The sequence below is a fragment of the Sphingobium sp. B11D3D genome (genome assembly GCF_025961755.1).
Taxonomy (GTDB): Bacteria; Pseudomonadota; Alphaproteobacteria; order Sphingomonadales; family Sphingomonadaceae; genus Sphingobium.
Map to the genome: position 1 here is coordinate 220496 of NZ_JAOQOG010000001.1, position 22714 is coordinate 243209.

Consider the following 22714-nt stretch of genomic DNA (forward strand, 5'->3'; position numbering starts at 1 on the left):
CTGATGGAACCCTACCTTCTATCGACAGGGCGCGCGGCAATCGGTTAGGGGCTGTGTGACTCGCAGGAAGATGATGACTATGACCGATCTGCCCAACACCAATTCCGACATGCGCAGCGAGGTGCTGCTCGATGCGCCCGATCGCGTCGTGAGCGCGCGCGAGGTGTTCGGGGTCGATATCGACATGGAGATCCCCGCCTTTTCCGAAGCGGACGAGCGCGTTCCGGATACGGACCCCGCCTATGTGTTCGATCCGGACACGACGCTCGCGATCCTGGCCGGCTATGCCTATAATCGCCGGGTGATGGTGCAGGGCTATCACGGCACCGGCAAGTCGACTCACATCGAGCAGATCGCGGCGCGGCTCAACTGGCCCTGCATCCGCATCAACCTCGATGCGCATATCAGCCGCATCGATCTCGTCGGGCGTGACGCCATCGTCCTCAAGGACGGTCAGCAGGTCACCGAGTTCAAGGAAGGCCTGCTGCCTTGGGCCCTGCAGCGCCCGGTGGCGTTGGTGTTCGACGAATATGACGCCGGTCGGCCCGACGTGATGTTCGTCATCCAGCGCGTGCTGGAAGCGGACGGCAAGATGACCCTGCTCGACCAAAACCGGGTGATTCGTCCGAGCCCCTGGTTCCGCATGTTCGCCACCGCCAACACGGTCGGCCTGGGTGACACCACGGGCCTTTATCATGGTACCCAGCAGATCAACCAAGGGCAGATGGACCGCTGGAATCTGGTGGTGACGCTGAATTATCTGCCGGCCGAGACCGAGGCGCAGATCGTGCTCGCCAAGTCCGGCGAATATGATCATCCCGGCGGGCGCGAGGAAGTCGCGAAGATGATCCGCGTCGCCGAACTGACCCGTCAGGGCTTCATCAACGGGGATATTTCCACCGTGATGAGCCCGCGCACCGTGATCTCATGGGCGCAGAACACACTGATTTTCAAGGATGTCGGTTTCGCCTTCCGCCTGTCGTTCCTAAACAAGTGCGACGAGGCGGAGCGGGCGCTGGTGGCGGAATATTACCAGCGCGTGTTCGGCAAGGATCTGCCGGAAAGCGTCGTTGGCAAGAGCGCCTGACGCGGCAAGGCGGCCCGAGCGCGGGCCGCCTTCGCGAATGGGTGATCAGGCGATGCGCGTGCGGGTCACCCGGTAGCGCAGGGCGACGCCGGCCAGCGCGAAGCCGGCAATCATCATGGCCCAGGTCGCCGGCTCCGGAATGGCGGGCGGCGGCGCCATCATCGCGCGCATCAGCGGGCCGGCGGTCTCCGTGTGCGACGCTGCCTGCGGCTCCGCGGCCTCGTCGAAATAGCTGCCCAGCACCGAATGGGTGAACTTGTAGGGTGCGCCTTCGAACACGGTTGGCGTCGGTTCAGTCACGGTCGCCATCGGCGTGGCAGGTGCCGGACTGGTGAAATAGCTGTCGAGCACGGAGTGGGTGAATTTGTACTGGCCGCCCTCGAAAACGCCTTGCGAATCCGCATAGTGGCCCAGCCAATTGTTGAGCTGGGCATAATTGTTGAAGTTGCGCACGCCATCCAGGCCCTTGAAGACCATCTGCTGGCTGCCGCCGCTGTTGATCGCAAAGCTGAAATCGCGCTGCGAGAAGCTGGCCTCGGTGTGCAGAATGCTGGTCAGCAGGGCGATGCGCGCATTGAGATTGACCGCCGCGCTGACGCTCTGGATCGGCAGGAGTGCGCCGCTCGTCAGCATCGCGGCAAGGCAGGCAGTCCGGATCATGGGCAATCGTCCTATCACAAAAAGCTGCGCGGCCTGGCCGCTCCAGCACCGTCCCTTGGGGACGCTGATAGGCAGGCAGGCCGCGTTCGAAAATGGATTTAACCAAGAAATCCTAATAATTTGGGTGCTGTTCCACAGCGGCACAGCTGAGCGCGCAAAGGTTGACGGGCTGAGATGGGCCGCTCTGCCAAAGGGCAGGAGGGTTGACAGGATCGGGGCGCTGGACCAGCCCATTGTACATCATGGCTGACCGTTCCCCCCTCGACCGCTTCAAGGAAGTTCTCACCGGCGCCTCGCGCGCTGTCGCGCATGATGCCGAGGTTGAGCTCGGCTTCACGCCCGATGCACCGCACCTCGCCGGCAAGCAGATTAAGGTGCCCACGCCGACGCGCAATCTGCCGGCGGATCAGGTCGCGCTCGCGCGCGGCTTTGCAGACAGCTTCGCGCTCAAGCTTCGCCACCATGATGCGCGACTCCATTCCGCGCGGGCGCCGAGCGAGCCCGCCGCGCGTGCCGTCTATGATGCCGTCGAGATGGTCCGCTATGAGGCGCTGGGGTCCAAGAACTACGCCGGCATGCGGGCCAATCTCGCCGCCGCGCTGGACATGCGCACCCATTCCGACCCGATCACGCGCGCGCAATCGGCCGACGAAGTGCCGGTTCAGGGCGCCGTTGCCTTGCTGCTGCGCGAAAAGCTGACCGGGGAAGCGCCGCCGCCCGAATCGCTCAAGGGCATCGAATTTCTGCGCGAGTGGATCGACGAGAAGGCCGCTGACGACTTTGAAGGCCTGTCTTTGTGCCTCGACGATCAGCAGGCCTTTCAGGACAAGGTGCTCTCGATGCTCCAGCATCTCGAGCTGGTGCGCGCGGAGGTTCCCCCCGAATCGCCCGATGAGGATGACGAGGACCAGGACGAGCAATCCGAGCAGCAGGATGAGGACAAGGAAGAAGACGAGGGCGATGAGGACGACCAGTCCCGCGCCGACACGCGCGGCGAGGATAAGGGCGAGCCGGGCGAGGAGATGTCCGAAGAGCGCCAAGAGCAGGACGGCGACTCGGATGAGGATGGCGATGGCGACGCGCAGGATGACGATGGCGCCATGCCCGTGCGCCCCAATCGCCCCTTGTCGGACCTGCCGCCGGACTTCGACTACCACGCCTATACGACGAAGTTCGACGAGGTGGTGACGGCGCTCGACCTGTGCGATGCCGATGAACTCGTGCGCCTGCGTGGTTTTCTTGACCAGCAGCTCGCCCCGTTCCAAGGCGCGGTCTCCAAGCTGGCGCACCGTCTGCAGCGGCGCCTGCAGGCCCAGCAGAATCGCAGCTGGGATTTCGACCAGGAAGAAGGCATGCTCGATGCCGCGCGACTGGCGCGCGTTGTCGTCAATCCCGCGCACTCGCTCTCCTACAAGATGGAGCGGGACACCGATTTCCGCGATACGGTGGTGACGCTGCTGATCGACAATAGCGGCTCTATGCGGGGGCGCCCCATCGGCATCGCAGCGATCAGCGCGGATATCATGGCGCGCACGCTGGAGCGCTGCGGCGTGAAGACCGAAGTGCTGGGCTTCACCACCCGGGCGTGGAAAGGCGGGCAGAGTCGCGAACAATGGCTCGCCGCCGGGCGCCCGCCCCGGCCCGGTCGTCTTAATGATCTGCGCCACATCATCTATAAGAAGGCGGATGAGCCCTGGCGCCGTGCCAAGGCCAGCCTCGGCCTGATGATGCGCGAGGGGCTGCTCAAGGAGAATATCGACGGCGAGGCGCTGCTCTGGGCGCACAACCGCCTGCTCGCCCGGTCCGAGGAGCGGCGCATCCTCATGGTGATTTCCGATGGCGCGCCGGTGGACGATTCGACGCTGTCGGTGAACAACGGCACCTATCTGGAGCGGCACCTGCGGCAAGTGATCGGCTGGATCGAAGGGCGCTCACCGGTCGAGCTGATCGCCATCGGCATCGGCCATGACGTCACCCGCTATTACAAGCGCGCCGTGACGATCATGGATGCCGAGCAACTGGGCGGTGCGATGGTTGAGCAGCTCGCGGCGCTGTTCGACAAGGACTAGGCAACATCGGCGAAGCTCGATCCGGGAGCGGGCGTCTTCGAAACCCTCTCCCCTTGAGGGAGAGGGATGCGCAGACTTGGCAGCTTGCTGCCTAGCCGAAGCTGGGAGAGGGGTGTCGATCCGGAGGATCGAGCAGATCAGAGATCCGCACCCCTCATCCAACTGCGCCTAGCCGCCTGATGGCGGCGAGGCTGCGTATCCTTCTCCCTCAAGGGGAGAAGGACGGCTGTCATGTCCTCGTGCTTGGTCAGGCCGCTCATGGTACGAGAACCGTAAGAGCACCCATCGCAACTTCACGTAGCGTAGGTTTCGAGATTGAGGACGGGCGACCGGTCCGGCGCTTGAACACGCAGACCGGCCTTCCGAATCTTACTTCAGCGCGGCGCAGGCTTCCTGGATGCGCGTGCAGGCCTTGCGCAGGATTTCTTCCGAGGTCGCGTAGCTCACGCGGAAGGCCGGGGCGAGGCCGAAGGCGCCGCCGTGGACGGCTGCGACGCCCTTGCTCTCGAGGAAATAGGTGATGAGGTCCTCGTCCGTGGCAATGGTCTTGCCCTCGGGCGTGGTCTTGCCGATGCAGCCGGCGGCGTCGGGATAGACGTAGAAGGCGCCTTCGGGCGTCGGGCAATTGAGGCCCGGCGCGTCGTTCAGCATCGCCACCACCAGATCGCGCCGCTTGCGGAAGGCCTCGTTGCGCTCGATGAGGAAGCTCTGATCGCCATTCAGCGCGGCCGTCGCTGCGGCCTGGCTGATCGAGCAGGGGTTGGAGGTCGACTGCGACTGCAGCTTGGCCATCGCCTTGATGATCCACTGCGGGCCACCGGCATAGCCGATGCGCCAGCCGGTCATCGAATAGGCCTTGGACACGCCGTTCACGGTCAGCGTGCGCTCGTAGAGATCCGGGCAGACCTGTGCGATCGTCTTGAACGGCGTCGGCGCGTACCAGACATGCTCGTACATGTCGTCCGTGAGGATCAGCACATGCGGGTGCTTGCGCAGCACTTCGCCCAGCGTGAGCAGTTCCTCGCCGGAATAGGCGGCGCCCGTCGGGTTGGAGGGCGAGTTGAGCAGCACCCAGCGTGTCTTGGGCGTGATCGCCGCGTCGAGCTGGGCAGGCGTGATCTTATAGAGCTGGTCGGCACCGGCCGCGATGATCACCGGCGTGCCGCCGGCAAAGTTCACGATGTCGGGGTAGCTCACCCAGTAAGGCGCGGGGATGATGACCTCGTCCCCGGCTTCTACCGTCGCGATCAGCGCGTTGAACAGGGTGTGCTTGCCGCCCGAGTTCACGCTGATCTCGCTCGTCTTGTAGGACAGCTCGTTATCGCGCTTGAACTTCGCGGCGATAGCTTCCTTCAGCTCGGCGGTACCGTCGACGTTCGTATACTTCGTCTGGCCGCCGCGAATCGCGGCGATGGCGGCATCCTTGACGAAATCGGGCGTGTCGAAGTCTGGCTCACCGGCGGAAAGGCCGATGATGTCCTTGCCTTCCCGCTTGAGGGCAATGACCTTGTCGGTCATCGCAAGCGTGGCGCTGGGCTGAATACGGCCGAGGGCGGCGGAAGTCCGGGACATGGAAAGCTCCTGACAGTCAGGGATGATGCGCGTGGCGCCCGGGACGTTCCCGGACGGCGCGGTGCATAGTCGCCTCAGCCGTGCGGCGCAACCAGCCTCGCAGCCATCAGCCCACGCGCGGCGTTGCCGATGAGGAAGCCGTCTGCCAGATCCTCGGCCCGCAGGTCGGCCTCTGTGGCCTTGCTCTGGTCGATCAGGCTCTGGCGCAGCACGCCGGGCAGCAGGCCGCGCGCAAGGGGCGGCGTCAGCAGGGTATCGCCCCGCTGGACGAAGAGGTTGGTGAAGCACCCTTCGGTCAGATAGCCCGCTTCGTCGGTCAGCAGCACTTCGAACGTGCCCGATTGCCGCAGGGGCGCCTCATAATGGCGCCGGTCCGTGGTCTTGTGCCGCACGCGGAGGTCGTCTCCGGGGAGCAGGCGCGGCGCGATGCTCACCTCCACCGGGCCGACGGAGGTTGGCGGCATGTCACGCACTTCGATACTCAGCGTGCCGATGCGGCCGAGCAGAATGCGCACGCGCATCGGTTCGACGAAGCCAAAAGTCGCCGCCTGCAACTCATTGCGCAGCTCATGCCGGTCGAGAATGAAGCCGAGTTTGCGGGCGCTGCGTTCGAGTCGCTTTATGTGGAGATCGAGCAGTGGAAGGCCGATCTCGGGATCGAAGGCCATGGTTTCGATGAGGTCGAAATGATGGGCCTTTGCGATCACAGCACCTGTTCTCCCAAGTTCAGGAAACGCCCCTTGTCGAGGCACTCCTGCCATTCCGCCTCTGGCTGGCTGTCCGCAACGATGCCGGATCCTAGCCCGACGATGCCCGCCTGAGCATCTTTTTCCAGCACCAGGGTGCGGATGGCGACATTGAAGCGCGCGGTGCCGTCCGGCGCAAGATGGCCGATGCTGCCCGTGTAGAGTCCGCGCCCGAAGCGCTCGACCTCTCGGATAATCTCCATCGCGCGCAGCTTGGGCGCCCCGGTGATCGATCCGCAGGGGAAGAGCGCACGCAGCACGTCCGCAGGGCCCAGCTGCGATTGTAACCGGCCCTCGACGACGGAAATCATCTGATGGACCGTCGGATAATGTTCCACGTGGAAGAGTGCCGGCACCGCGACCGTCCCGGCTTGCGTGACGCGGGAAATGTCGTTGCGCAGCAGGTCAACGATCATCAGGTTTTCGGCGCGCTGCTTGGGATCGCTGGCGAGATCGCGCGCGGCGGCGGCATCGCGAGCCGGATCGGCATCGCGCCGGGCGGTGCCTTTCATCGGCCGGGTCGTCACCATGCCATCGGCCAGCGTGAAGAAGCTCTCGGGTGAGAAAGACAGGACATGTCGCCCATCATGGCGCAGCAAGGCACCGTGGCCGGCAGCGGCGCGGGGCCGGAGGGCGCGATAGGCAGCGAGAGGGTCGCCATCGATGGTGACGCGCGCGGGGAAGGTCAGGTTCGCCTGATAAATGTCGCCGGCGCGGATATAGTCGAGCACCGTCCCGATCGCGCGACCATAGTCAGCGCGCGAGATCATCGGCTCGATCGGGCCGATTGTAACAGGGGTTTCCGGCAGCAGCGCGTCCACTGCGCTTTCGGCCAAAGGCTGGGGGGCGTCGAACAAGCCGAACCAGAGCAACGGTCCGGCGTCGCCCTCACGCGGGGCATAGCTGTTCAGCCGTGCCTCGAAGGCGTGGCCGGCCGTGTAGGAGAGGTAGCCGGCGGCGTGCAGCCCGGTTTTGACCGCCGCCTCGACCCGCGCCAGCGCCGGCAGCACATCGGCCAGCCGGTCAGCGCGGATGATCTCGACCGGGTCGCGGAACAGCATTGCCGTGCCGGACCCGTCTGCCCGCGCATCATCGAGCAGTACGAAAGGTGCGTCGGACGATATGGGCAGGGCGGGGCGAGTCATGGCGCCCTATTGGCAGCGTGATGGCATCAAGGCCAGCGTTTCAGCACCGTCAGACTCGGTGTAGAAGCTGGACAGGCGGCAGCGTCGAGGAGGCACGTCTCATGCAGGCTTTGATACATCTGGCTTTGGCGATGGGGAGCTTCGTCGGCACGCACCTTCTCCTGTCCCATCCCCTTCGTGCGCCTCTGGTGGCGCGGCTGGGCGAGCGGGGCTTTCTTGGCCTCTATACCCTCACCGCCTTTGCCACGCTGGGCTGGACGATCCTCGCTTTCCGGGCCGCGCCCGCCGCGCCGCTGCTGTGGATGGCGCCCATCGGCCTGTGGCACCTTGGCGGGCTGGTGATGGCGCTCGCTGGCGTCATGCTGGTTGGCTCGCTCATCGGTAATCCGGCGATGGTCGATCCCACCGGGCAGATGACCGCGCCCGAGCGCGCCCGGGGTGTCTATGCCGTGACGCGCCACCCGATGATGTGGAGCTTCATTCTCTGGGCGCTGGTTCACGCCACGCTCTGGCCATCCGGACGGACGCTGATCCTGAGTGGCGGCATCGCCTTGCTCGCCTGTGTGGGTGCGCTGGGGCAGGACCGGAAGAAGGCTCGGCTCCTGGGTGCGCCATGGCGCCAGTGGCAGGCGCGCACGAGCTTTGTGCCATTCGCCGCGCTCCTGTCCGGGAAGGCGGAGTGGCACGCGCTGTGGCCGGGCGTCGTTCCGGTGCTCGGCGGCGTCATCCTCTGGCTCGGTGCCACCTGGGCGCATCCCTTGCTGGGCGGACCGTTCGTGCCGCCTTGGCTGTGGATTGGATGACACAGTCTCTCCCAAAATCGACGCGCCACCCCGGTTTGGGCCGGCCGGCATCGTCAATGTCGTGGATTGTCAGCCGCTGTTCGGCGCATGGGCGAATCCGTGTCATCGGCTATCGCGGGAGCGGAAGGCGTATCATGTTCGGGTTTGGCAGGATCGCAGGCGCAATAGTGGCTCTGCTCGCGGCGCTGGGCCTTGCGCTGTTGCTGCGTTCCGCGCCCGAGGCGGCGCGCTGGTCGCTGATGATCTGCGTGATGGGCTTTGTCGGCGCCACCATGCGTCTGCGCCGACTCGACGCCGGTTTCTGATCTGCGGCCGGAGTCAGCTGCCCCGGCGCCCGATCAGTCGAACAGCGAACTGACCGAGCTTTCGTCCGCGATGCGGCGGATCGCTTCACCGAGCAGCGGCGCAATCGGCAGTTGCCGGATCTTGGTCGAGGCCGCGACGGAGGGCGTGGCGAGAATCGAGTCGGTGATGACCAGCTCGCGCAGGGCCGAGCCTTCCACCCGCGCGACTGCGCCGCCCGAGAGCACGCCATGCGTCACATAAGCCACGACGTCGGTCGCGCCGGCATTCTTCAGCGCGGCGGCTGCGTTGCAGAGCGTGCCCGCCGAATCGACGATGTCGTCGATCAGGATGCAGAAGCGGCCCTTCACGTCGCCGATGATGTTCATCACTTCCGATTCGCCGGCGCGCTCGCGGCGCTTGTCGACGATGGCGAGCGGGGCATTGTCGAGCCGCTTGGCCAGCGCGCGAGCACGGACCACGCCGCCGACGTCCGGCGAGACGACCATCAGATTCTCATTCGGGAAACGGGCCTGAATGTCTGCGGACATCACCGGCGCGCCGAACAGATTGTCGGTCGGGATATCGAAGAAGCCCTGGATCTGTCCGGCATGGAGGTCGACCGAAAGGACGCGATTGGCGCCGGCGGTGGTGATGAGGTTCGCCACCAGCTTGGCCGAGATCGGCGTGCGCGGGCCGGGCTTGCGGTCCTGCCGGGCATAGCCGAAATAGGGAACCACCGCCGTGATGCGCCGCGCCGAGGCGCGCTTGAGCGCATCGATCATGATCAGCAGTTCCATGAGATTGTCGTTCGCCGGATAGCTGGTCGACTGGACGACGAACACATCCTCGCCGCGCACATTCTCGTGGATCTCGACGAAGATTTCCTCGTCCGCAAAACGCCGCACGCTCGCATCGGTGAGCGGGAGCTCCACATAATCGGCAATCGCCTGGGCGAGCGGCATGTTGCCGTTGCCAGAGATGATCTTCATGTCGGGGTCCCCATGGCTGCGGTTGTCGCGGCCCCTCTAGCGAGCAGGTGCGCCGCTGAAAAGGCGCTTGTGACGGTTCGGGGACAAGGGATTGCGGTCAATGGCGCGGCGCGCCCGCATATCCGGCTCGGCGACGCCCTTGCTCCCGCCCCCGCCCGCCCATAAAGCGGCGCTATGACAGCCTCTCTCCGGATCGCCATGGCCCAGCTCAATCAGAGCATGGGCGATATCACGGGTAATGCGGAGGCCATGCTGGCCTGGCGGGACAAGGCGCGCGAGCAGGGCGCAGATCTGATCGTCTATCCCGAATTGCAGCTCATCGGCTATCCGCCCGAGGATCTGGTGCTCAAGCCCGCGCTGGCCGCACGCGCCGAGACCGCGCTGCATCGGCTTGCCGAGGCGACGGCGGATGGCGGCCCGGCGATGCTTGTCGGCACGGTCATCGCCAACAAAGGCCTGCTGTTCAATTGCGCGGCGCTTCTCGATGGCGGCAAGGTTGTCGCGATCCGCCAGAAGCGCGAGCTGCCCAATTACGGCACCTTTGACGAGAAGCGCCTGTTCGCTCCTGGCCCGCTGCCCGACCCAGTCGAGTTTCGCGGCGTGAAGCTGGGTCTGCCGATCTGCGAGGACATCTGGTTCCCCTTCGTCACCGGGCATCTGGCGGAAAAGGGCGCGGAGCTGCTCATCTCGATCAACGGCAGCCCCTATGAGGTGGCCAAGGATGATTTCCGCGTCCGGGGCGTGTGCATGGAGCGCGTCAACGAGACAGGCTTGCCGCTCCTGTATCTCAACCGCGTCGGCGGGCAGGACGAGCTGGTATTTGACGGCGCTTCCTTCGTGCTGAATGCGGATGGCGACATCGCGCATATGCTGCCGGACTGGGAGGAAGCGCTGGTCATCACCCAGTGGGATCGGGGCGACGATGGCCGGTGGTTCTGCAAGCCGGGCGAGGTGCACGCGCTCGATGCGCACCCGGCGGATATTTATCACGCGATGGTCGTGGGGCTACGCGACTATGTGAACCGCAACCGCTTTCCCGGCGTCGTGCTGGGCCTTTCCGGCGGGATCGACAGCGCGCTTTCGGCGGCCGTGGCGGTGGATGCGCTGGGGGCGGATCGCGTCTGGTGCGTGATGATGCCGTCGCGTTTCACCGGCCAGGAAAGCCTGGACGATGCGGCGGAGTGCGCGCGTCTGCTCGGCTGCCGGCTCGATACCATCCCGATTTCCCCCGCTGTCGGCGCGTTCGATGCCATGTTGGCAGAGGCGTTCACCGGGCGGACCGCGGATTTGACCGAGGAAAACATCCAGTCGCGCATTCGCGGCGTGACGCTGATGGCGCTCTCCAACAAGTTCGGCCACATGCTGCTCACCACCGGCAACAAGAGCGAGATGAGCGTGGGCTATGCCACCATTTATGGCGACATGGCGGGCGGCTATTCGGTGCTCAAGGATGCCTATAAGACGACCGTGTTCGATCTCTCGCGGTGGCGCAATGCGGAGAAGCCGGCGCTTGGGCTAGGGCCGGACGGGCCGGTGATGCCGGAACGCGTCATCACCAAGCCGCCCACCGCCGAATTGCGCGAGGACCAGAAGGATTCGGACAGCCTGCCGCCTTATGAGGTGTTGGACCCCATCCTTTACGGCCTGGTCGAGCAGGAAAAGTCGGTCGATCAGCTTGCTGCCATGGGCTTCGATCGCGCGACCGTCGCCCGCGTCGAGCGGCTGCTCTATGTGGCGGAGTACAAGCGTCGCCAGGCGCCGCCGGGGGTGAAGCTGGGCGGCCGCAATTTCGGTCGCGACCGGCGTTATCCCATCACCAATGCTTTCCGGACCGCTTGAACCATGACCGTCATCACCCGTTTCGCGCCGTCGCCGACCGGCCATCTGCATGTCGGCAACATCCGCGCGGCGCTCCACAACTGGCTGTGGGCGCGCAAGATGGGCGGGCAGTGCCTGCTGCGGATTGATGATACCGATACCGCGCGCAGCGAGGAGCGCTTTGTCGAGGGCATCCGGGCCGATCTCGCCTGGCTGGGCCTCGCCATGGACGGCGAAGTGCGCCAGTCCGCGCGGTTCGACCTCTATGAGGAGAAGTTTGCGGCGCTGCGGGCCGCCGGGCGGGTCTATCCCTGCTTTGAGTCGGCGCAGGAGCTGGACTTGCGGCGCAAGATCCTGCTCGGGCGCGGTCTGCCCCCGGTCTATGACCGTGCGGCGCTGGCGCTGAGCGCGGACGAGCTTGCGGCGAAGCAGGCGGCCGGCGAGCAGCCGCACTGGCGGTTCAAGCTGGATCATGATGCGCCGATCGAATGGACCGACCTGATCCGGGGTGACCAGCACTTCGATCCTCGACTGCTCTCCGACCCGGTGATTCGCCGGGCGGACGGCAGCTGGCTCTACATGCTGCCCTCGGTGATCGACGATATCGACATGGGCGTCACCCATGTGCTGCGCGGCGAGGATCATGTCTCCAACACGGCCACGCAGTTGCAGATGTTTGCGGCGCTGGGTGCGCCGCTGCCGCAGTTTGCCCATATGGCCCTGCTCACCGGCGCGGAAGGCAAGCTCTCCAAGCGACTCGGCGCGGTCGGCGTTGGCGATCTGCGGGAAGCGGGGGTCGAGGCGATCACTATCAGCGCGCTGCTTGCGCGGCTCGGCACCAGCGATCCGGTGGAGCCTGTGATCGACATGGCCCCGCTGGTCGAGCGCTTCGATTTCGCGCATTTCGGGCGAGCGCCCGCCCGCTTCTCGGATGAAGAGCTGTTCGGCCTCAACGCCAAGATCGTCCACATGCTGCCCTATGAGGCGGTCGCCGATCGCCTCCCGGCGCACATCGATGCTGCCGCATGGCCGGTCGTGCAGCCCAATCTCGAGACGGTGGCGGGGGCAGCGGATTGGGTTGCGGTGCTCAGCGGCGAGATCGCGCGGCCCGATCTTGATGCCGAAGACCGCGCATTCCTCGCCCAGGCTGCCGAGGTGGCAGCGGATATCGACTTCGCCGCCGATCCCTGGCGGGCGCTGACCAGTGCCCTCAAGCAGGGCAGCGGGCGCAAGGGCAAGGCATTATTCCTGCCGCTGCGTCTCGCCCTCACCGGCGTGGATCACGGCCCGGACATGGCCGCGCTGCTACCGCTGATCGGGCGGGATCGCGCGCTCGCCCGGCTGCGTGCTGCCGCCACCAGCTGAGCGATACTCGGCGCCGGTAACGCCCACCGGCGGCCGACCCATACGCACTCTGACACCCTATAAAAACCGCTTCGCCTGATCTCTATTTAGTGATAGTATAACATCACAAATAAAATCAGGAGAGGTGTCATGTCCCTTGTGTCGTCTCAATCATCCTATGCCCCCCAGAGCGGCTATGCGGCCCGGCGGTCACCGGGCGCGCTGGCAGCGGCCATTGCGTTTAATGGCGGGCTGATCGGGCTGCTGATCGCCTTGCCGGCCACCCATTATTTGAGGCCCTCACCGACCCCTCCCATTGATGTGCGGTTCGTCCCGACCGCTCCGTTGCCGCCGCCCGTCACACCGGAGCCGGAGGCGAAAGTGGAGACTCAGCCGACTCGCCCGCTCGATACGCCACGCGACCCGGTGAGGGTCGATCCGCAGATCAACCTCGGCACCATGACCGATTTGACGACGAAGCCCTACCCCCCTTTGCCTGACCCGGATGCCGGCAAGACCATCGTCACGCCGCCCGCTGCGCCAGTCATCGTGCCCGCTCAGCCGGATGCGCGGTTTGCTGACCGGTTTCGCCCGCCTTATCCGCCCGCCATGCAGCGCGAAGGGCGCGAGGGCAGCGTCACGGTGCGGGTCAGCATCGACGAGCGTGGACGGGTGACCGCGGTCGAGCAGGTCCGCGCGAGCGGTCCGGCCTTCTTCGAGGCGGCCCAGCGCCACGCGCTGCGGGCTTGGCGTTTCCGCCCGGCCACGCGGGATGGCGTACCGGTCGCGTCCGAGCAGGTGCTCACCTTGCGCTTCGAACTGGAGCGTTAAGCGGGGCGTCACGATGACGCGCTGCTTTTCAAGGCCATGGTGCCTCCCTATGTAGGCGCCATGGCCATTTTTCCCCGCCCGGTTTCTCCACGGAGTGCTGCGTCCGATCTGCGCGAGATGTTCGCGCCCGATCGCCCGCACCGCTGGAGCATTCTTGCGCTCTCGGTGACGCTGACTGGCGTTCTGCTCTGGGGGTTCGCGATCGACTCGCGCAAGCCGGGGCAGGAACGGCAGATCATCTACATCGAGAATTGGGAGGCCAACCGGCCGGACAGTGCGATCATCCAGCGCCAGATTGAGGATTTCGCGCGGTATCGGGTGGCGCTTGAGAGCAAGCAGGGCGAGTTTCAGCGCCTCGCCGATAGTCTCGGTATCGACTGGCGCGAAGATGCCGCGCGCACCAAGCGCGAGCGCGAAGAACTGTTCGATGCGAAGGAAAAGGAGTTGCAGCAGAAGCTTGCTGCGGCTCTGGCCAAGGAAGGCGGCGTAGCGGGCAATACCGCGACGGCAACGCCCTGACTCTTCCGGGCGACAGCGCCTGGCTGATGGCAGCCATCGCCTTGTCCCACCGCTCGCGCGGTCGCACCGCGCCCAATCCCAATGTCGGATGCATAATGCTCGATGCCGCAGGCCGCGTCGTCGGGCGGGGCTGGACTCAGCCTGGCGGCCGCCCTCATGCCGAGGCGATGGCGCTGGCCATGGCCGGGGCATCGGCGCGGGGCAGCACGGCCTATGCCAGCCTGGAGCCCTGCGCGCACCAATCCGCGCGCGGCCCTTGCTGTTCGGATCTGCTGGTGGAGGCCGGCGTGCGTCGCGTCGTCGTGGCGGCGGGCGATCCCGATCCACGGACCAACGGTCGCGGCATCGCGCGCTTGCGGGACGCGGGGTTGACCGTTGAGGCACTGCCAGAACTAGCGTCCAGAGCGCGCGAAGCGATGGCTGGCTTCTTCACGCGCCAGCGGGCCGCGCGTCCTCACGTTACACTCAAGCTCGCCACCTCGCTCGACGGCTGCATTGCGCAGGCAGACGGGACGAGCCAGTGGATCACCGGCCCAGCGGCGCGGGCGCACACGCATCTGGAGCGGGCGCGGCATGAGCTGATCCTGGTTGGGCGCGGCACGCTCACGCAGGATCAGCCCCGGCTGGACGTGCGCCTGCCCGGGCTGGAGGCGCGCTCGCCCGTCCGGGTGCTCCTAAGTCACAGCGGTGCGGCGCCAGATGGTTGGCTTGCGATCCAAACTCCGGCTCAAATCGCAGGCCTTCCCGGCGATCATCTGATGGTCGAGGGCGGCGCGCAAACGGCTGGCGCCTTTCTCGCGGCCGATCTGGTGGATCGCCTTCTGCTCTACCGCGCGCCGATCCTCATCGGGCGCGGCAAGGCGGCGCTGGGCGACATTGGGCTCAATCGTCTGGCCGATGCCCACGGCCGCTGGCGGCTGGTCGACGCGCGCAATTTGGCGCCAGACCGGCTGGAGGTTTACGAACGCGTGCGGCCCGCATAGAGCAGCAGGCATGTTTACCGGCATCATCACCGACATCGGCACCATCCAGAGCGCGCAGCAGCGCGGCGACCTGCGTCTGGTCATCGGCTGCCATTATGACATGGAGGGCGTGGATATCGGCGCCTCCATTGCCTGTTCCGGCGTGTGCCTTACAGTGGTGGACAAGGGCGCCAACTGGTTCGCGGTCGACCTGTCCGCCGAGACCGTCTCGCGCACCGCGCAGGGCGCCTGGGCAGAAGGGCGGTTGCTCAATCTGGAGCGCGCGCTCAAGCTCGGGGATGAGCTGGGCGGGCACATCGTCACCGGGCATGTCGATGGCATCGGCGAAGTCGCAGACGTCACAGCCGAAGGTGATTCGCACCGGGTGACCGTGCGGCTTCCGGCCGATCTTGCCCCCTATGTCGCGGCCAAGGGGTCGATCACGGTCGATGGCGTATCGCTGACCGTGAATTCCGTGGAAGACGGTCCGGAGGGGTCGACCTTCGGCCTCAACATCATTCCGCACACTTGGTCGGTGACGACCTTCGGCCAGCTCGCACCGGGCCAGCCGGTCAATCTGGAAATCGACGTGCTGGCCCGATATCTGGCGCGCATGAAGGATCATCAGGCCCGCAACTAAGGCGCAGCTGCCGGGAAACGTTGGCAATCACATTACAATGTGATATCTGCCCGTCATGAGCAGCGAATTGATCGAAAACGTCCGTAAGCTGGTGCGGGATGGCATTCTGTCCCGCTCCGGTCTCGCCCGTGCCGCCGGGCTCCACGCCAACAGCCTGCGCCGGCTGGATGAAGCCGACTGGAATCCCACCGCCGACACACTGGGCAAGCTGGAAAGCTATCTGCTTGCCCGCGCCCATGGCACGGCTTTGGCCAGCGCCGAGGAGATCATCAACGAGGCGCGCAATGGCCGGATGTTCATTCTGGTCGATGACGAGGATCGCGAGAATGAGGGCGATCTGGTCATCCCCGCGCAGATGGCCACCCCGGATGCGATCAACTTCATGGCCACGCACGGCCGCGGCCTCATCTGTCTGGCGCTGACCCGTCAGCGCGTCGAAACGCTGGGCCTCAACCTGATGAGCGCCAGCAACGGCACCCGGCATGAGACGGCTTTCACGGTGTCAATCGAGGCCCGCGAAGGCGTGACCACCGGAATCTCCGCAGCCGACCGCGCACGGACCGTCGCCGTGGCTATCGATGCCTCCAAGGGGCGCGAGGCCATCGTGACCCCGGGCCATGTCTTCCCGCTGATCGCACGCGATGGCGGGGTGCTCGTGCGCACCGGCCATACTGAGGCGGCGGTGGACGTCGCGCGGCTGGCGGGTCTCAATCCCTCCGGCGTGATCTGCGAGATTATGAAGGACGACGGGACCATGGCCCGCCTCGATGATCTCATCCCCTTCGCGCAGAAGCATCGCCTCAAAATCGGCACCATTCGCGATCTCATCGCCTATCGCCGCCGCAACGATCACATGCTGGAGCGGCGCGCAGAAGCCACGTTCACCAGCCGCTGGGGCGGCGAGTGGCGCGCGGTGACCTTCTTCAATCGGGCGACCGAGTCCGAACAGGTTGCGCTCATCAAGGGGCATGTCACGCCCGAGCAGCCGACACTTGTGCGCATGCATCAGGTGTCTGTCTTCACCGATATTTTCGGGGAAGAAGGGCCGCGCGCCAGCCTGCTCTCCCGCGCGATGGAAATGATCGCGGAGGCAGGGGCCGGCGTCATCGTCGTCATCAATCGCCCGAGCGAAGACCGGTTCAGCCGGCAGATGAAAATCCGTACCGGTGAGGCGAGCCCAGCCGGCATGGACGAGCTGCGCGATTATGGCGTCGGCGCGCAAATCCTGGCCGATCTCGGCGTGCATGACATGATCCTGCTCACCAACAGCCACCACAATCTGATCGCGCTGGATGGCTATGATCTGGCGGTTGTCGAGGAGCGGGCGATCACGGGCGTCTGACCATGATCGAAGGGAGCGCTGCGGCGGTCCTAACCGGCCTCCTGCTCGCATTGTTTTCGGCGCTCGCCTCGGCGGCAGCGCATGCGCTGCTCAAATCGGGCGAGAACAAGCTGGCGGTGCTGGCTTGGATTCGCTGCGTCGAATTCGTGCTCGCCCTGCCATTCGTGCTGTGGATCGGCCTGCCGCCGGCAGTGCTCTGGCCCTGGCTGCTCGCGGCCGTCGTGGTTCATGCCATCTATCAATTGGTCCTTTCCTGGTCCTATTCGGTCAGCGATTTCAATGCGGCCTATCCCATCGCTCGCGGCTTCGTGCCGGTGTTCACCGCCTTGCTCGGTATGGCGTTGCTGGGCGACCGGCTGGATGGTTTCGTCCTGACCGGCATCGCGGTCGTGAGCGCCGGCATATTGGTGCTGGCGAGCGGCCGCTCCATTTCGCCGGCCGGCTTTGCCGCCGCCGCCATCGCCGGGCTGCTCACCACCTGTTACACGCTGGTCGATGCCAAGGGCGTGCGCGCCGCGCCGGATTCGCTGACCTTCATCGCCTGGTTCTTCCTGCTCGGGTCATTCCCCATGCCGGCCGCTCTGGTGGTGCGCCACGGTCGCAACGCCTTGTCCCTCATGATCCGCGACCGGGTCGCCGGGCTTCGGGCGGGGGTGATGGCCGTGGTTGCGTTTGCCCCGGCGCTGTTCGCGCTTGGTCTGGCGCCAGTCGGCGCGGTGGCGGCGGTGCGCGAATCGAGCATCGTCTTCGGGCTTGTGCTCGGCGCGTGGATGCTCAAGGAGAGGCTCGGCTGGCGCCGCCTGACGGGCGGTCTGCTGGTGATGGCGGGCACGCTCGCGGTGATTGCCGGCACGGCGTTCAGATAAGCTCACGAACATATGTCTTGAAAGGAACCGACATGGCCAAGTTTCTGATCGTCGAAGCGCGCTTCTATGACCACCTCAACGATATGCTGATCGCCGGCGCGCGGGCGGCGCTGGAGGCGGCAGGTCATCTGGTCGACGTGCTCACCGTGCCCGGCGCGCTGGAGATTCCGGCTGCCGTGTCGCTGGCCGCAGAGAGCGGGCGCTACGAGGGCTTCGTCGCCATCGGCGTCGTGATCCGTGGCGAAACCTATCATTTCGAGATCGTCTCCAACGAAAGCGCGCGTGGACTGATGGCGCTCACCATGGATGGCATCCCGATCGGCAATGGCATTCTGACCGTGGAAAACGAGGCGCAGGCGCTCGAACGTGCCGATCCGGCCCGCAAGAACAAGGGTGGCGAGGCCGCCGTTGCTGCGATCCGCATGCTGGAGATCGCCGAAGAGTATCGCTGAGACGGCCATGGCGATGGCGGCAGCGATTTCCTCGCGCGTGAAAATGCCGTAGAGCAGGGGCCATGACCCTCGCGCCCCCCACCGCCGCGCCGCAGACTGCCGGTCTGCTGGCTGATGAGACACTGGACGACCTGCGACTGCGGCTCGCGCCGTTGATCGCGGCCAATGCCGCCTTCGATGGCTGGTCCGATGCGGCTCTCGCGGTCGCAGCCGACACAGCTGGTGTGGATCGGGACGTGGCGGCGCTGGCTTTCTCCGGCGGCGCTCTGACTATGATCGATGCGTGGTTCGCCAGCGTCGATCAGGCCATGCTCGATGCCCTGCCGGCGGAGCGTCTGGCTGCGATGAAAATTCGCGAGCGGATCACGGCACTGGTCGAAGCCCGGCTTGCCGTGCTGGCGCCCAATCGCGAGGCGCTGCGCCGCGCTCAGGCCGTGCTGGCGATGCCGCTCAACCTGCCGCGCGCGACCCGGCTGGGCTGGCGCGCCGCCGATGCGATGTGGCGCGCCGCCGGGGACCGCGCGGTGGATTATAATCATTATTCCAAGCGTACCACCCTGGCGGGAGTCTATGCCGCGACCCTGCTCGTCTTCGTCAATGACGAGAGCGCGGATTATGCTGACACCCGCGCCTTTCTGGCGCGGCGGATCGAAGGGATCATGCGGTTCGAGAAAGCCAAGGGCCGGCTGACTGGGCAGACCGACCAGCATTTCAGCATGGCGCGTTTCCTGGGCCGGCTGCGCTACCGGGGGCGCTAAACGTCTGGCGTCCTGCCGATAAGCCACGGCCGCGCCAGCATCGCCTTGCTTCTCTCGGGCGATATTGATAGTCGTTCGCAAAACCACCAGAGATCGATATTGCGTTGCGCCTGACCTCCCTAGAACCCAATCGCCCCGCCTATGTCGACAGTGTCGACTGGAACGCCATATCCGAGATGGACGGTCGCCGCTTGCGTGAGCTCGGCCTGCATGAGGGCGCCAGCGTTGAACTGCTCCATCGCGCCGGATTTACCGGTCGCGGCGCGCATGCCTGCCGCATCGGGCGCATGATCGTCGCCATGAGGGCAGCGCATGCCGATGCCATCCATGTCCGTACTGCGGCTGATGCAGGTGGGGCAGCGGCGTGATGGATGATCGCTTCACCATCGCGCTGGTCGGCAACCCCAATGCCGGCAAGAGCGCGCTCTTCAATGCGCTGACCGGCGCGCATCAGAAGGTCGGCAATTATCCGGGCGTCACCGTCGAGCGCAAGCTCGGCAGGCTGGTGCTGCCGGATGGAAGGATGGCCGATCTTGTCGATCTTCCCGGTACCTACAGTCTCGATGCAAAGAGCCCGGACGAGCAGGTGACCCGCAATGTCGTGTTCGGCCATCAGGAAGGTGAACGGCGGCCGGACCTCCTCGTCATCGTCGTCGATGCCGCCAATCTCGACAATCACCTGCGCTTCGCGCTGGAATTGATCGCACTCGGCTCGCCCTGCATTCTGGCGCTGAACATGGTCGACCTGGCGACCCGCGACGGACTGGAACTGGACGCGACACAGCTTGCGACCGACTTGGGCGTGCCGGTCATCCCGACCGTCGCCGTGCGCCGGCGCGGGCTGGATGATCTGAAGGCGGCCATGGTGGCGGCAGTGCCGGCCCATGCTCCCGCGCCCGCCGTCCTCGCAACGCACGCAGCGCGGGATGCCGATGATCTGCGTCGCGAAGCGCGCCGAATCGCCCAGCGTGCCATCGTCGCCGAAACGCCCACCCGCCGGATCACCGCACAGATCGACCGGATCGTGCTCCATCCACTCCTGGGACCGCTCATCCTGCTGGCGCTGCTGTTCGTCATCTTCCAGGCCGTTTTCGCCTGGTCCGAGGCGCCGATCGCCATGATCGAGGCAGCATTCGCCTCTCTTCAGGCGGCGATGGAAGCGATCCTGCCCGAAGGCTTCGTGCGCGATCTCATCGTACAGGGCGTCATCAACGGCGTGGGGTCGGTGGTCGTCTTCCTGCCGCAGATCCTCATTCTCTTCTTCTTCATCCTCATGCTGGAGGCGACGGGCTACATGACCCGCGCCGCCTTCCTGATGGATGGTCTGATGGCGCGGGTGGGCCTGTCCGGTCGCGCATTCATTCCGCTGCTTTCCAGCTTCGCCTGCGCCATTCCCGGCATCATGGCGACGCGGACCATCTCGGACCCCAAGGATCGCCTCACGACCATCCTCATCGCGCCGCTGATGACCTGCTCGGCGCGCCTGCCGGTCTATACGCTGATCATCGCCGCCTTCATTCCCTCGACCACGGTCTGGGGCGGGGTTGGCCTGCAGGGTCTGGTGCTGTTTGCGCTCTATGTCTCCGGCATCATCGGTGCGGTCATCGTTGCGATGCTGCTGCGCATGGGCGTCATCAAGGGGCCGGGCGGCAGCTTCCTGATGGAATTGCCGAAATATCAGATGCCGATGCTGCGCGACGTCATCATCGGCCTGTGGCAGCGTGCTTGGATTTTCCTGCGCCGCGCCGGCACGATCATCTTCGGCACCACCATTGTCCTGTGGCTGCTGCTCTCCTTCCCCAAGCCGCCGGCGGGCAGTTCGGCCAGCCTGGTCGAGTATAGTGCGGCTGGGCGCATCGCGAGTGTGATCGAGCCAGTGCTGCGGCCAGTGGGGTTCAACCATGAAATCGCACTGGCGCTGATCCCGGCCATGGCAGCGCGTGAGGTCGCCGTGTCGGCGCTCGCGACGGCAAATGCCATCGAGGCCAGTGAGGATGAGGATGAGACCGCCCGCACGCTCGGCGAACGCCTGCAGGGGCGCTGGTCGCTGCCGACGGCGCTGGCCTTCCTCGCTTGGTTCGTGTTCGCTCCGCAATGCCTGTCGACCATCGCGGTTGCCCGGCGGGAGACCAATGGCTGGCGCTGGCCGCTCTTCATGACGGCCTATCTGTTCGGGCTGGCCTGGCTGGCCGCGGGCGCGACCTATTGGACGGCGGTCGCCTTCGGCCTTTAATCGACGCAAGGCGGATGCTGAGCGGTATTGCGATCTGGACGAGACGCCGTTCAGCTTTATAAGCAGCCGTTCGATTTCCTATCCTCGTCGCGTTTTTCGGAGAGCTCCATGGCAGGCAGCGTCAACAAGGTCATTCTGGTCGGCAATCTCGGTGCCGATCCTGAAGTGAAGAGCTTCAGCAATGGCGGACGCATCTGCAATCTGCGCATCGCGACGTCGGAAAACTGGACCGATCGCGCCTCCGGCGAGCGCCGTGAGCGGACCGAATGGCACAGCGTCGTGATCCGCTCGGATGGCCTGATCGGCATTGCCGAAAAATATCTGCGCAAGGGCAAGAAGGTCTACCTCGAAGGCTCGCTGCAGACCCGCAAATGGCAGGACCAGAACGGGCAGGACCGCTATTCCACCGAGATCGTGCTCTCCGGCCCCGGCGCTGTGATGACGATGCTCGACGGCGGCCAGGGCGGCGGCGGTGGCGGCGGTCAGGGCGGTGGTGGCGGCAGCCGCAACGATAGCTGGGGCGGCGGCAACGACGACTTCAGCGGTGGCCGCTCCTCGTCTGGCGGCAGTGGCGCGCGCTCGAGCAGCAGCGCGTTCGACGACGGGCTGGATGACGACGAAATTCCGTTCTGACGGTCGCCCGGCGCACAAGGCGCGCGGGTTCCTTGCAGCGATAAAGCTAGCGCCGGCAGTCTGAATGGACGTGCGGAGCGCTTCTGCGCGTGGGTCTGTCCGCGCCTGCGGCGTAAGCAGTTGGCCGCCAGGGGAGCGACCGCGCCGCCGATCACAGTGAGCATGTCAAAATCCCAGGGTCCGCGTCAGTTAAATAGAGTTTAACTATAGTCTTCAGCGCAATACCGCAGAGCAATTGCGACGCGCGATTAGCGATGCCGCGATGCGATAAGACAAATTCCGCTCCTTATCTTGGCGACTGCCCGGATTATTCCGGAATCCACGAAATTTTCACGCGAACGTGGGTCAGCGTGAAATTTCTATTAATCCTTCATCTTTGCAATCGGCTCTCATTAACCTTGACGGGCTCGATTAACTATGCCCATTAACAGACCGATGAGATCGCCTTGATCTCGAAAGGGCAAACCGTCGGTAACGGCGGGACGCAAAGCCTCCGGTCCTGAGCCTTCAGGATAGCGGGGTTGCCGAAAGGTCGAACATGACACCGCGTGATCTTCCGGGCTCCCCCAGGAGCCTTCGAAAGCCGCCATGCTCCGTAGCGGAGATATGCGGGTTTTCCTTCGAATATCTTGAAAAAAGGCGCGTTTTCGCGCGCCGAATGTGGCGCGCGCGATGGCGTAGCCTTGAGCCGCTGACATCGCTGCCACCGCAGAATGAGCGGGCCGGCACGGTGAGGTGGCCCTGCGGAGCCCTGCGATCACGGGCTTTGCAGCAAGAGCAAAAGGCTTGTCGGGCTTCAGCTGGGCCGGGACTTGGCCGCCAGCCTGTCACGGTTACCGGCCGCCGCGCGACAACCGCTCTCGTTAAAGATTTCAGAGCCGCCTGACGGCGCTCGCACACCGCGATGCAGGGGGGCTGCATCGTGGCGCTCAATCACTTTCCGATGGGGAACAAGGGGAT

At 65.3% G+C, this 22714-nt stretch carries 22 protein-coding genes and 1 riboswitch; of the genes, 17 read left to right on the forward strand and 5 right to left on the reverse strand.

The features are described from left to right. Positions 1 to 79 precede the first annotated feature (79 nt). Positions 80 to 1087 (forward strand): cobaltochelatase subunit CobS, encoded by a 1008-nt coding sequence (gene cobS / locus M2334_RS01110; RefSeq protein ID WP_264571700.1) that lies wholly within the window; start codon positions 80 to 82, stop codon positions 1085 to 1087. A gap of 45 nt (positions 1088 to 1132) precedes the next feature. Here cobS and M2334_RS01115 read toward each other — a convergent pair whose 3' ends face one another. Beyond that, positions 1133 to 1747, reverse strand: coding sequence for a PEPxxWA-CTERM sorting domain-containing protein (locus M2334_RS01115; RefSeq protein ID WP_264573952.1), 615 nt, complete (start codon positions 1745 to 1747; stop codon positions 1133 to 1135). A 242-nt stretch (positions 1748 to 1989) separates the two neighbouring features. Between M2334_RS01115 and cobT the strand changes: the two genes are divergently transcribed. Further along, positions 1990 to 3816: a cobaltochelatase subunit CobT gene (gene cobT / locus M2334_RS01120; RefSeq protein WP_264604589.1), complete on the forward strand. Its 1827-nt coding sequence runs from the start codon at positions 1990 to 1992 to the stop codon at positions 3814 to 3816. Positions 3817 to 4185: 369 nt separating this feature from the next. On the opposite strand, the gene M2334_RS01125 is transcribed toward cobT, so the two are convergent. The 3 genes from M2334_RS01125 to M2334_RS01135 form a co-directional block, all read right to left on the reverse strand. Next, on the reverse strand, positions 4186 to 5388 hold the full coding sequence (locus tag M2334_RS01125; RefSeq protein ID WP_264604590.1) for a pyridoxal phosphate-dependent aminotransferase: 1203 nt from the start codon (positions 5386 to 5388) through the stop codon (positions 4186 to 4188). Between the two features lie 74 nt (positions 5389 to 5462). Further along, a complete protein-coding gene (locus tag M2334_RS01130) occupies positions 5463 to 6056 on the reverse strand; it encodes an aminotransferase class IV (protein ID WP_264606018.1) in 594 nt (197 codons plus the stop codon). Between the two features lie 35 nt (positions 6057 to 6091). After that, positions 6092 to 7279 (reverse strand): aminodeoxychorismate synthase component I, encoded by a 1188-nt coding sequence (locus M2334_RS01135; RefSeq protein ID WP_264604591.1) that lies wholly within the window; start codon positions 7277 to 7279, stop codon positions 6092 to 6094. A 101-nt stretch (positions 7280 to 7380) separates the two neighbouring features. Here M2334_RS01135 and M2334_RS01140 point away from each other — a divergent pair, with 101 nt between their 5' ends. Both M2334_RS01140 and M2334_RS01145 read left to right on the forward strand, forming a co-directional pair. Next, positions 7381 to 8082 carry an NnrU family protein gene (locus M2334_RS01140; protein ID WP_264604592.1) on the forward strand — a complete coding sequence of 234 codons (702 nt, stop codon included), beginning with the start codon at positions 7381 to 7383 and terminating at the stop codon, positions 8080 to 8082. Between the two features lie 167 nt (positions 8083 to 8249). Then, positions 8250 to 8387: a hypothetical protein gene (locus M2334_RS01145; RefSeq protein ID WP_264604593.1), complete on the forward strand. Its 138-nt coding sequence runs from the start codon at positions 8250 to 8252 to the stop codon at positions 8385 to 8387. Between the two features lie 33 nt (positions 8388 to 8420). Here M2334_RS01145 and M2334_RS01150 read toward each other — a convergent pair whose 3' ends face one another. Beyond that, positions 8421 to 9356: a ribose-phosphate pyrophosphokinase gene (locus tag M2334_RS01150; RefSeq protein ID WP_181561149.1), complete on the reverse strand. Its 936-nt coding sequence runs from the start codon at positions 9354 to 9356 to the stop codon at positions 8421 to 8423. A 174-nt stretch (positions 9357 to 9530) separates the two neighbouring features. On the opposite strand from M2334_RS01150, the gene M2334_RS01155 reads away from it, so the two are divergent. The 13 genes from M2334_RS01155 to ssb all read left to right on the forward strand — a co-directional run bounded on the left by M2334_RS01155 (position 9531) and on the right by ssb (position 21754). Then, a complete protein-coding gene (locus M2334_RS01155; RefSeq protein ID WP_264604594.1) occupies positions 9531 to 11195 on the forward strand; it encodes an NAD+ synthase in 1665 nt (554 codons plus the stop codon). A 3-nt stretch (positions 11196 to 11198) separates the two neighbouring features. Next, a complete protein-coding gene (gene gltX, locus M2334_RS01160; RefSeq protein WP_264604595.1) occupies positions 11199 to 12539 on the forward strand; it encodes a glutamate--tRNA ligase in 1341 nt (446 codons plus the stop codon). Positions 12540 to 12668: 129 nt separating this feature from the next. Continuing rightward, positions 12669 to 13349 (forward strand): energy transducer TonB, encoded by a 681-nt coding sequence (locus M2334_RS01165; RefSeq protein WP_264593582.1) that lies wholly within the window; start codon positions 12669 to 12671, stop codon positions 13347 to 13349. A gap of 60 nt (positions 13350 to 13409) precedes the next feature. Next, positions 13410 to 13868, forward strand: coding sequence for an OmpH family outer membrane protein (locus M2334_RS01170; RefSeq protein WP_264593583.1), 459 nt, complete (start codon positions 13410 to 13412; stop codon positions 13866 to 13868). 26 nt (positions 13869 to 13894) lie between these two features. Then, on the forward strand, positions 13895 to 14851 hold the full coding sequence (gene ribD / locus M2334_RS01175) for a bifunctional diaminohydroxyphosphoribosylaminopyrimidine deaminase/5-amino-6-(5-phosphoribosylamino)uracil reductase RibD (protein WP_264593584.1): 957 nt from the start codon (positions 13895 to 13897) through the stop codon (positions 14849 to 14851). A 10-nt stretch (positions 14852 to 14861) separates the two neighbouring features. Continuing rightward, positions 14862 to 15470, forward strand: a complete 609-nt coding sequence (locus tag M2334_RS01180; RefSeq protein ID WP_264593585.1) for a riboflavin synthase — start codon at positions 14862 to 14864, stop codon at positions 15468 to 15470. A 55-nt stretch (positions 15471 to 15525) separates the two neighbouring features. Further along, positions 15526 to 16812 (forward strand): 3,4-dihydroxy-2-butanone-4-phosphate synthase, encoded by a 1287-nt coding sequence (gene ribB, locus M2334_RS01185; protein ID WP_264571710.1) that lies wholly within the window; start codon positions 15526 to 15528, stop codon positions 16810 to 16812. Between the two features lie 2 nt (positions 16813 to 16814). Beyond that, positions 16815 to 17678 carry a DMT family transporter gene (locus M2334_RS01190; RefSeq protein ID WP_264573942.1) on the forward strand — a complete coding sequence of 288 codons (864 nt, stop codon included), beginning with the start codon at positions 16815 to 16817 and terminating at the stop codon, positions 17676 to 17678. Between the two features lie 32 nt (positions 17679 to 17710). Beyond that, positions 17711 to 18130: a 6,7-dimethyl-8-ribityllumazine synthase gene (gene ribH, locus M2334_RS01195; RefSeq protein WP_181561158.1), complete on the forward strand. Its 420-nt coding sequence runs from the start codon at positions 17711 to 17713 to the stop codon at positions 18128 to 18130. 62 nt (positions 18131 to 18192) lie between these two features. Next, complete coding sequence (locus tag M2334_RS01200) at positions 18193 to 18888, forward strand: COQ9 family protein (RefSeq protein WP_264577669.1); 696 nt, start codon at positions 18193 to 18195, stop codon at positions 18886 to 18888. A 104-nt stretch (positions 18889 to 18992) separates the two neighbouring features. Further along, entirely contained in the window at positions 18993 to 19256 is a 264-nt protein-coding gene (locus M2334_RS01205) for a FeoA family protein (RefSeq protein ID WP_264573940.1), read from the forward strand. Then, the gene (gene feoB / locus M2334_RS01210; protein ID WP_264593586.1) at positions 19256 to 21121 is read left to right on the forward strand and encodes a ferrous iron transporter B; all 1866 of its coding nucleotides are present in this window, start codon (positions 19256 to 19258) and stop codon (positions 21119 to 21121) included. Before M2334_RS01205 ends, feoB begins: the two co-directional genes overlap by 1 nt. A gap of 108 nt (positions 21122 to 21229) precedes the next feature. Then, positions 21230 to 21754 carry a single-stranded DNA-binding protein gene (gene ssb / locus M2334_RS01215; RefSeq protein ID WP_264577668.1) on the forward strand — a complete coding sequence of 175 codons (525 nt, stop codon included), beginning with the start codon at positions 21230 to 21232 and terminating at the stop codon, positions 21752 to 21754. Between the two features lie 449 nt (positions 21755 to 22203). Then, positions 22204 to 22283, forward strand: a riboswitch (cyclic di-GMP riboswitch). The last annotated feature ends 431 nt before the right edge of the window (positions 22284 to 22714 follow it).

What these genes read in the sequence shown, in the direction of transcription:
- cobS (WP_264571700.1), top strand. Translation starts at nt 80, where the DNA reads ATGACCGATCTGCCCAACACCAATTCCGACATGCGCAGCGAGGTGCTG.
- M2334_RS01115 (WP_264573952.1), bottom strand. Translation starts at nt 1,747, where the DNA reads ATGATCCGGACTGCCTGCCTTGCCGCGATGCTGACGAGCGGCGCACTC.
- cobT (WP_264604589.1), top strand. Translation starts at nt 1,990, where the DNA reads ATGGCTGACCGTTCCCCCCTCGACCGCTTCAAGGAAGTTCTCACCGGC.
- M2334_RS01125 (WP_264604590.1), bottom strand. Translation starts at nt 5,388, where the DNA reads ATGTCCCGGACTTCCGCCGCCCTCGGCCGTATTCAGCCCAGCGCCACG.
- M2334_RS01130 (WP_264606018.1), bottom strand. Translation starts at nt 6,056, where the DNA reads ATGGCCTTCGATCCCGAGATCGGCCTTCCACTGCTCGATCTCCACATA.
- M2334_RS01135 (WP_264604591.1), bottom strand. Translation starts at nt 7,279, where the DNA reads ATGACTCGCCCCGCCCTGCCCATATCGTCCGACGCACCTTTCGTACTG.
- M2334_RS01140 (WP_264604592.1), top strand. Translation starts at nt 7,381, where the DNA reads ATGCAGGCTTTGATACATCTGGCTTTGGCGATGGGGAGCTTCGTCGGC.
- M2334_RS01150 (WP_181561149.1), bottom strand. Translation starts at nt 9,356, where the DNA reads ATGAAGATCATCTCTGGCAACGGCAACATGCCGCTCGCCCAGGCGATT.
- M2334_RS01155 (WP_264604594.1), top strand. Translation starts at nt 9,531, where the DNA reads ATGACAGCCTCTCTCCGGATCGCCATGGCCCAGCTCAATCAGAGCATG.
- gltX (WP_264604595.1), top strand. Translation starts at nt 11,199, where the DNA reads ATGACCGTCATCACCCGTTTCGCGCCGTCGCCGACCGGCCATCTGCAT.
- M2334_RS01165 (WP_264593582.1), top strand. Translation starts at nt 12,669, where the DNA reads ATGTCCCTTGTGTCGTCTCAATCATCCTATGCCCCCCAGAGCGGCTAT.
- M2334_RS01170 (WP_264593583.1), top strand. Translation starts at nt 13,410, where the DNA reads ATGGCCATTTTTCCCCGCCCGGTTTCTCCACGGAGTGCTGCGTCCGAT.
- ribD (WP_264593584.1), top strand. Translation starts at nt 13,895, where the DNA reads ATGGCAGCCATCGCCTTGTCCCACCGCTCGCGCGGTCGCACCGCGCCC.
- M2334_RS01180 (WP_264593585.1), top strand. Translation starts at nt 14,862, where the DNA reads ATGTTTACCGGCATCATCACCGACATCGGCACCATCCAGAGCGCGCAG.
- ribB (WP_264571710.1), top strand. Translation starts at nt 15,526, where the DNA reads ATGAGCAGCGAATTGATCGAAAACGTCCGTAAGCTGGTGCGGGATGGC.
- M2334_RS01190 (WP_264573942.1), top strand. Translation starts at nt 16,815, where the DNA reads ATGATCGAAGGGAGCGCTGCGGCGGTCCTAACCGGCCTCCTGCTCGCA.
- ribH (WP_181561158.1), top strand. Translation starts at nt 17,711, where the DNA reads ATGGCCAAGTTTCTGATCGTCGAAGCGCGCTTCTATGACCACCTCAAC.
- M2334_RS01200 (WP_264577669.1), top strand. Translation starts at nt 18,193, where the DNA reads ATGACCCTCGCGCCCCCCACCGCCGCGCCGCAGACTGCCGGTCTGCTG.
- feoB (WP_264593586.1), top strand. Translation starts at nt 19,256, where the DNA reads ATGGATGATCGCTTCACCATCGCGCTGGTCGGCAACCCCAATGCCGGC.
- ssb (WP_264577668.1), top strand. Translation starts at nt 21,230, where the DNA reads ATGGCAGGCAGCGTCAACAAGGTCATTCTGGTCGGCAATCTCGGTGCC.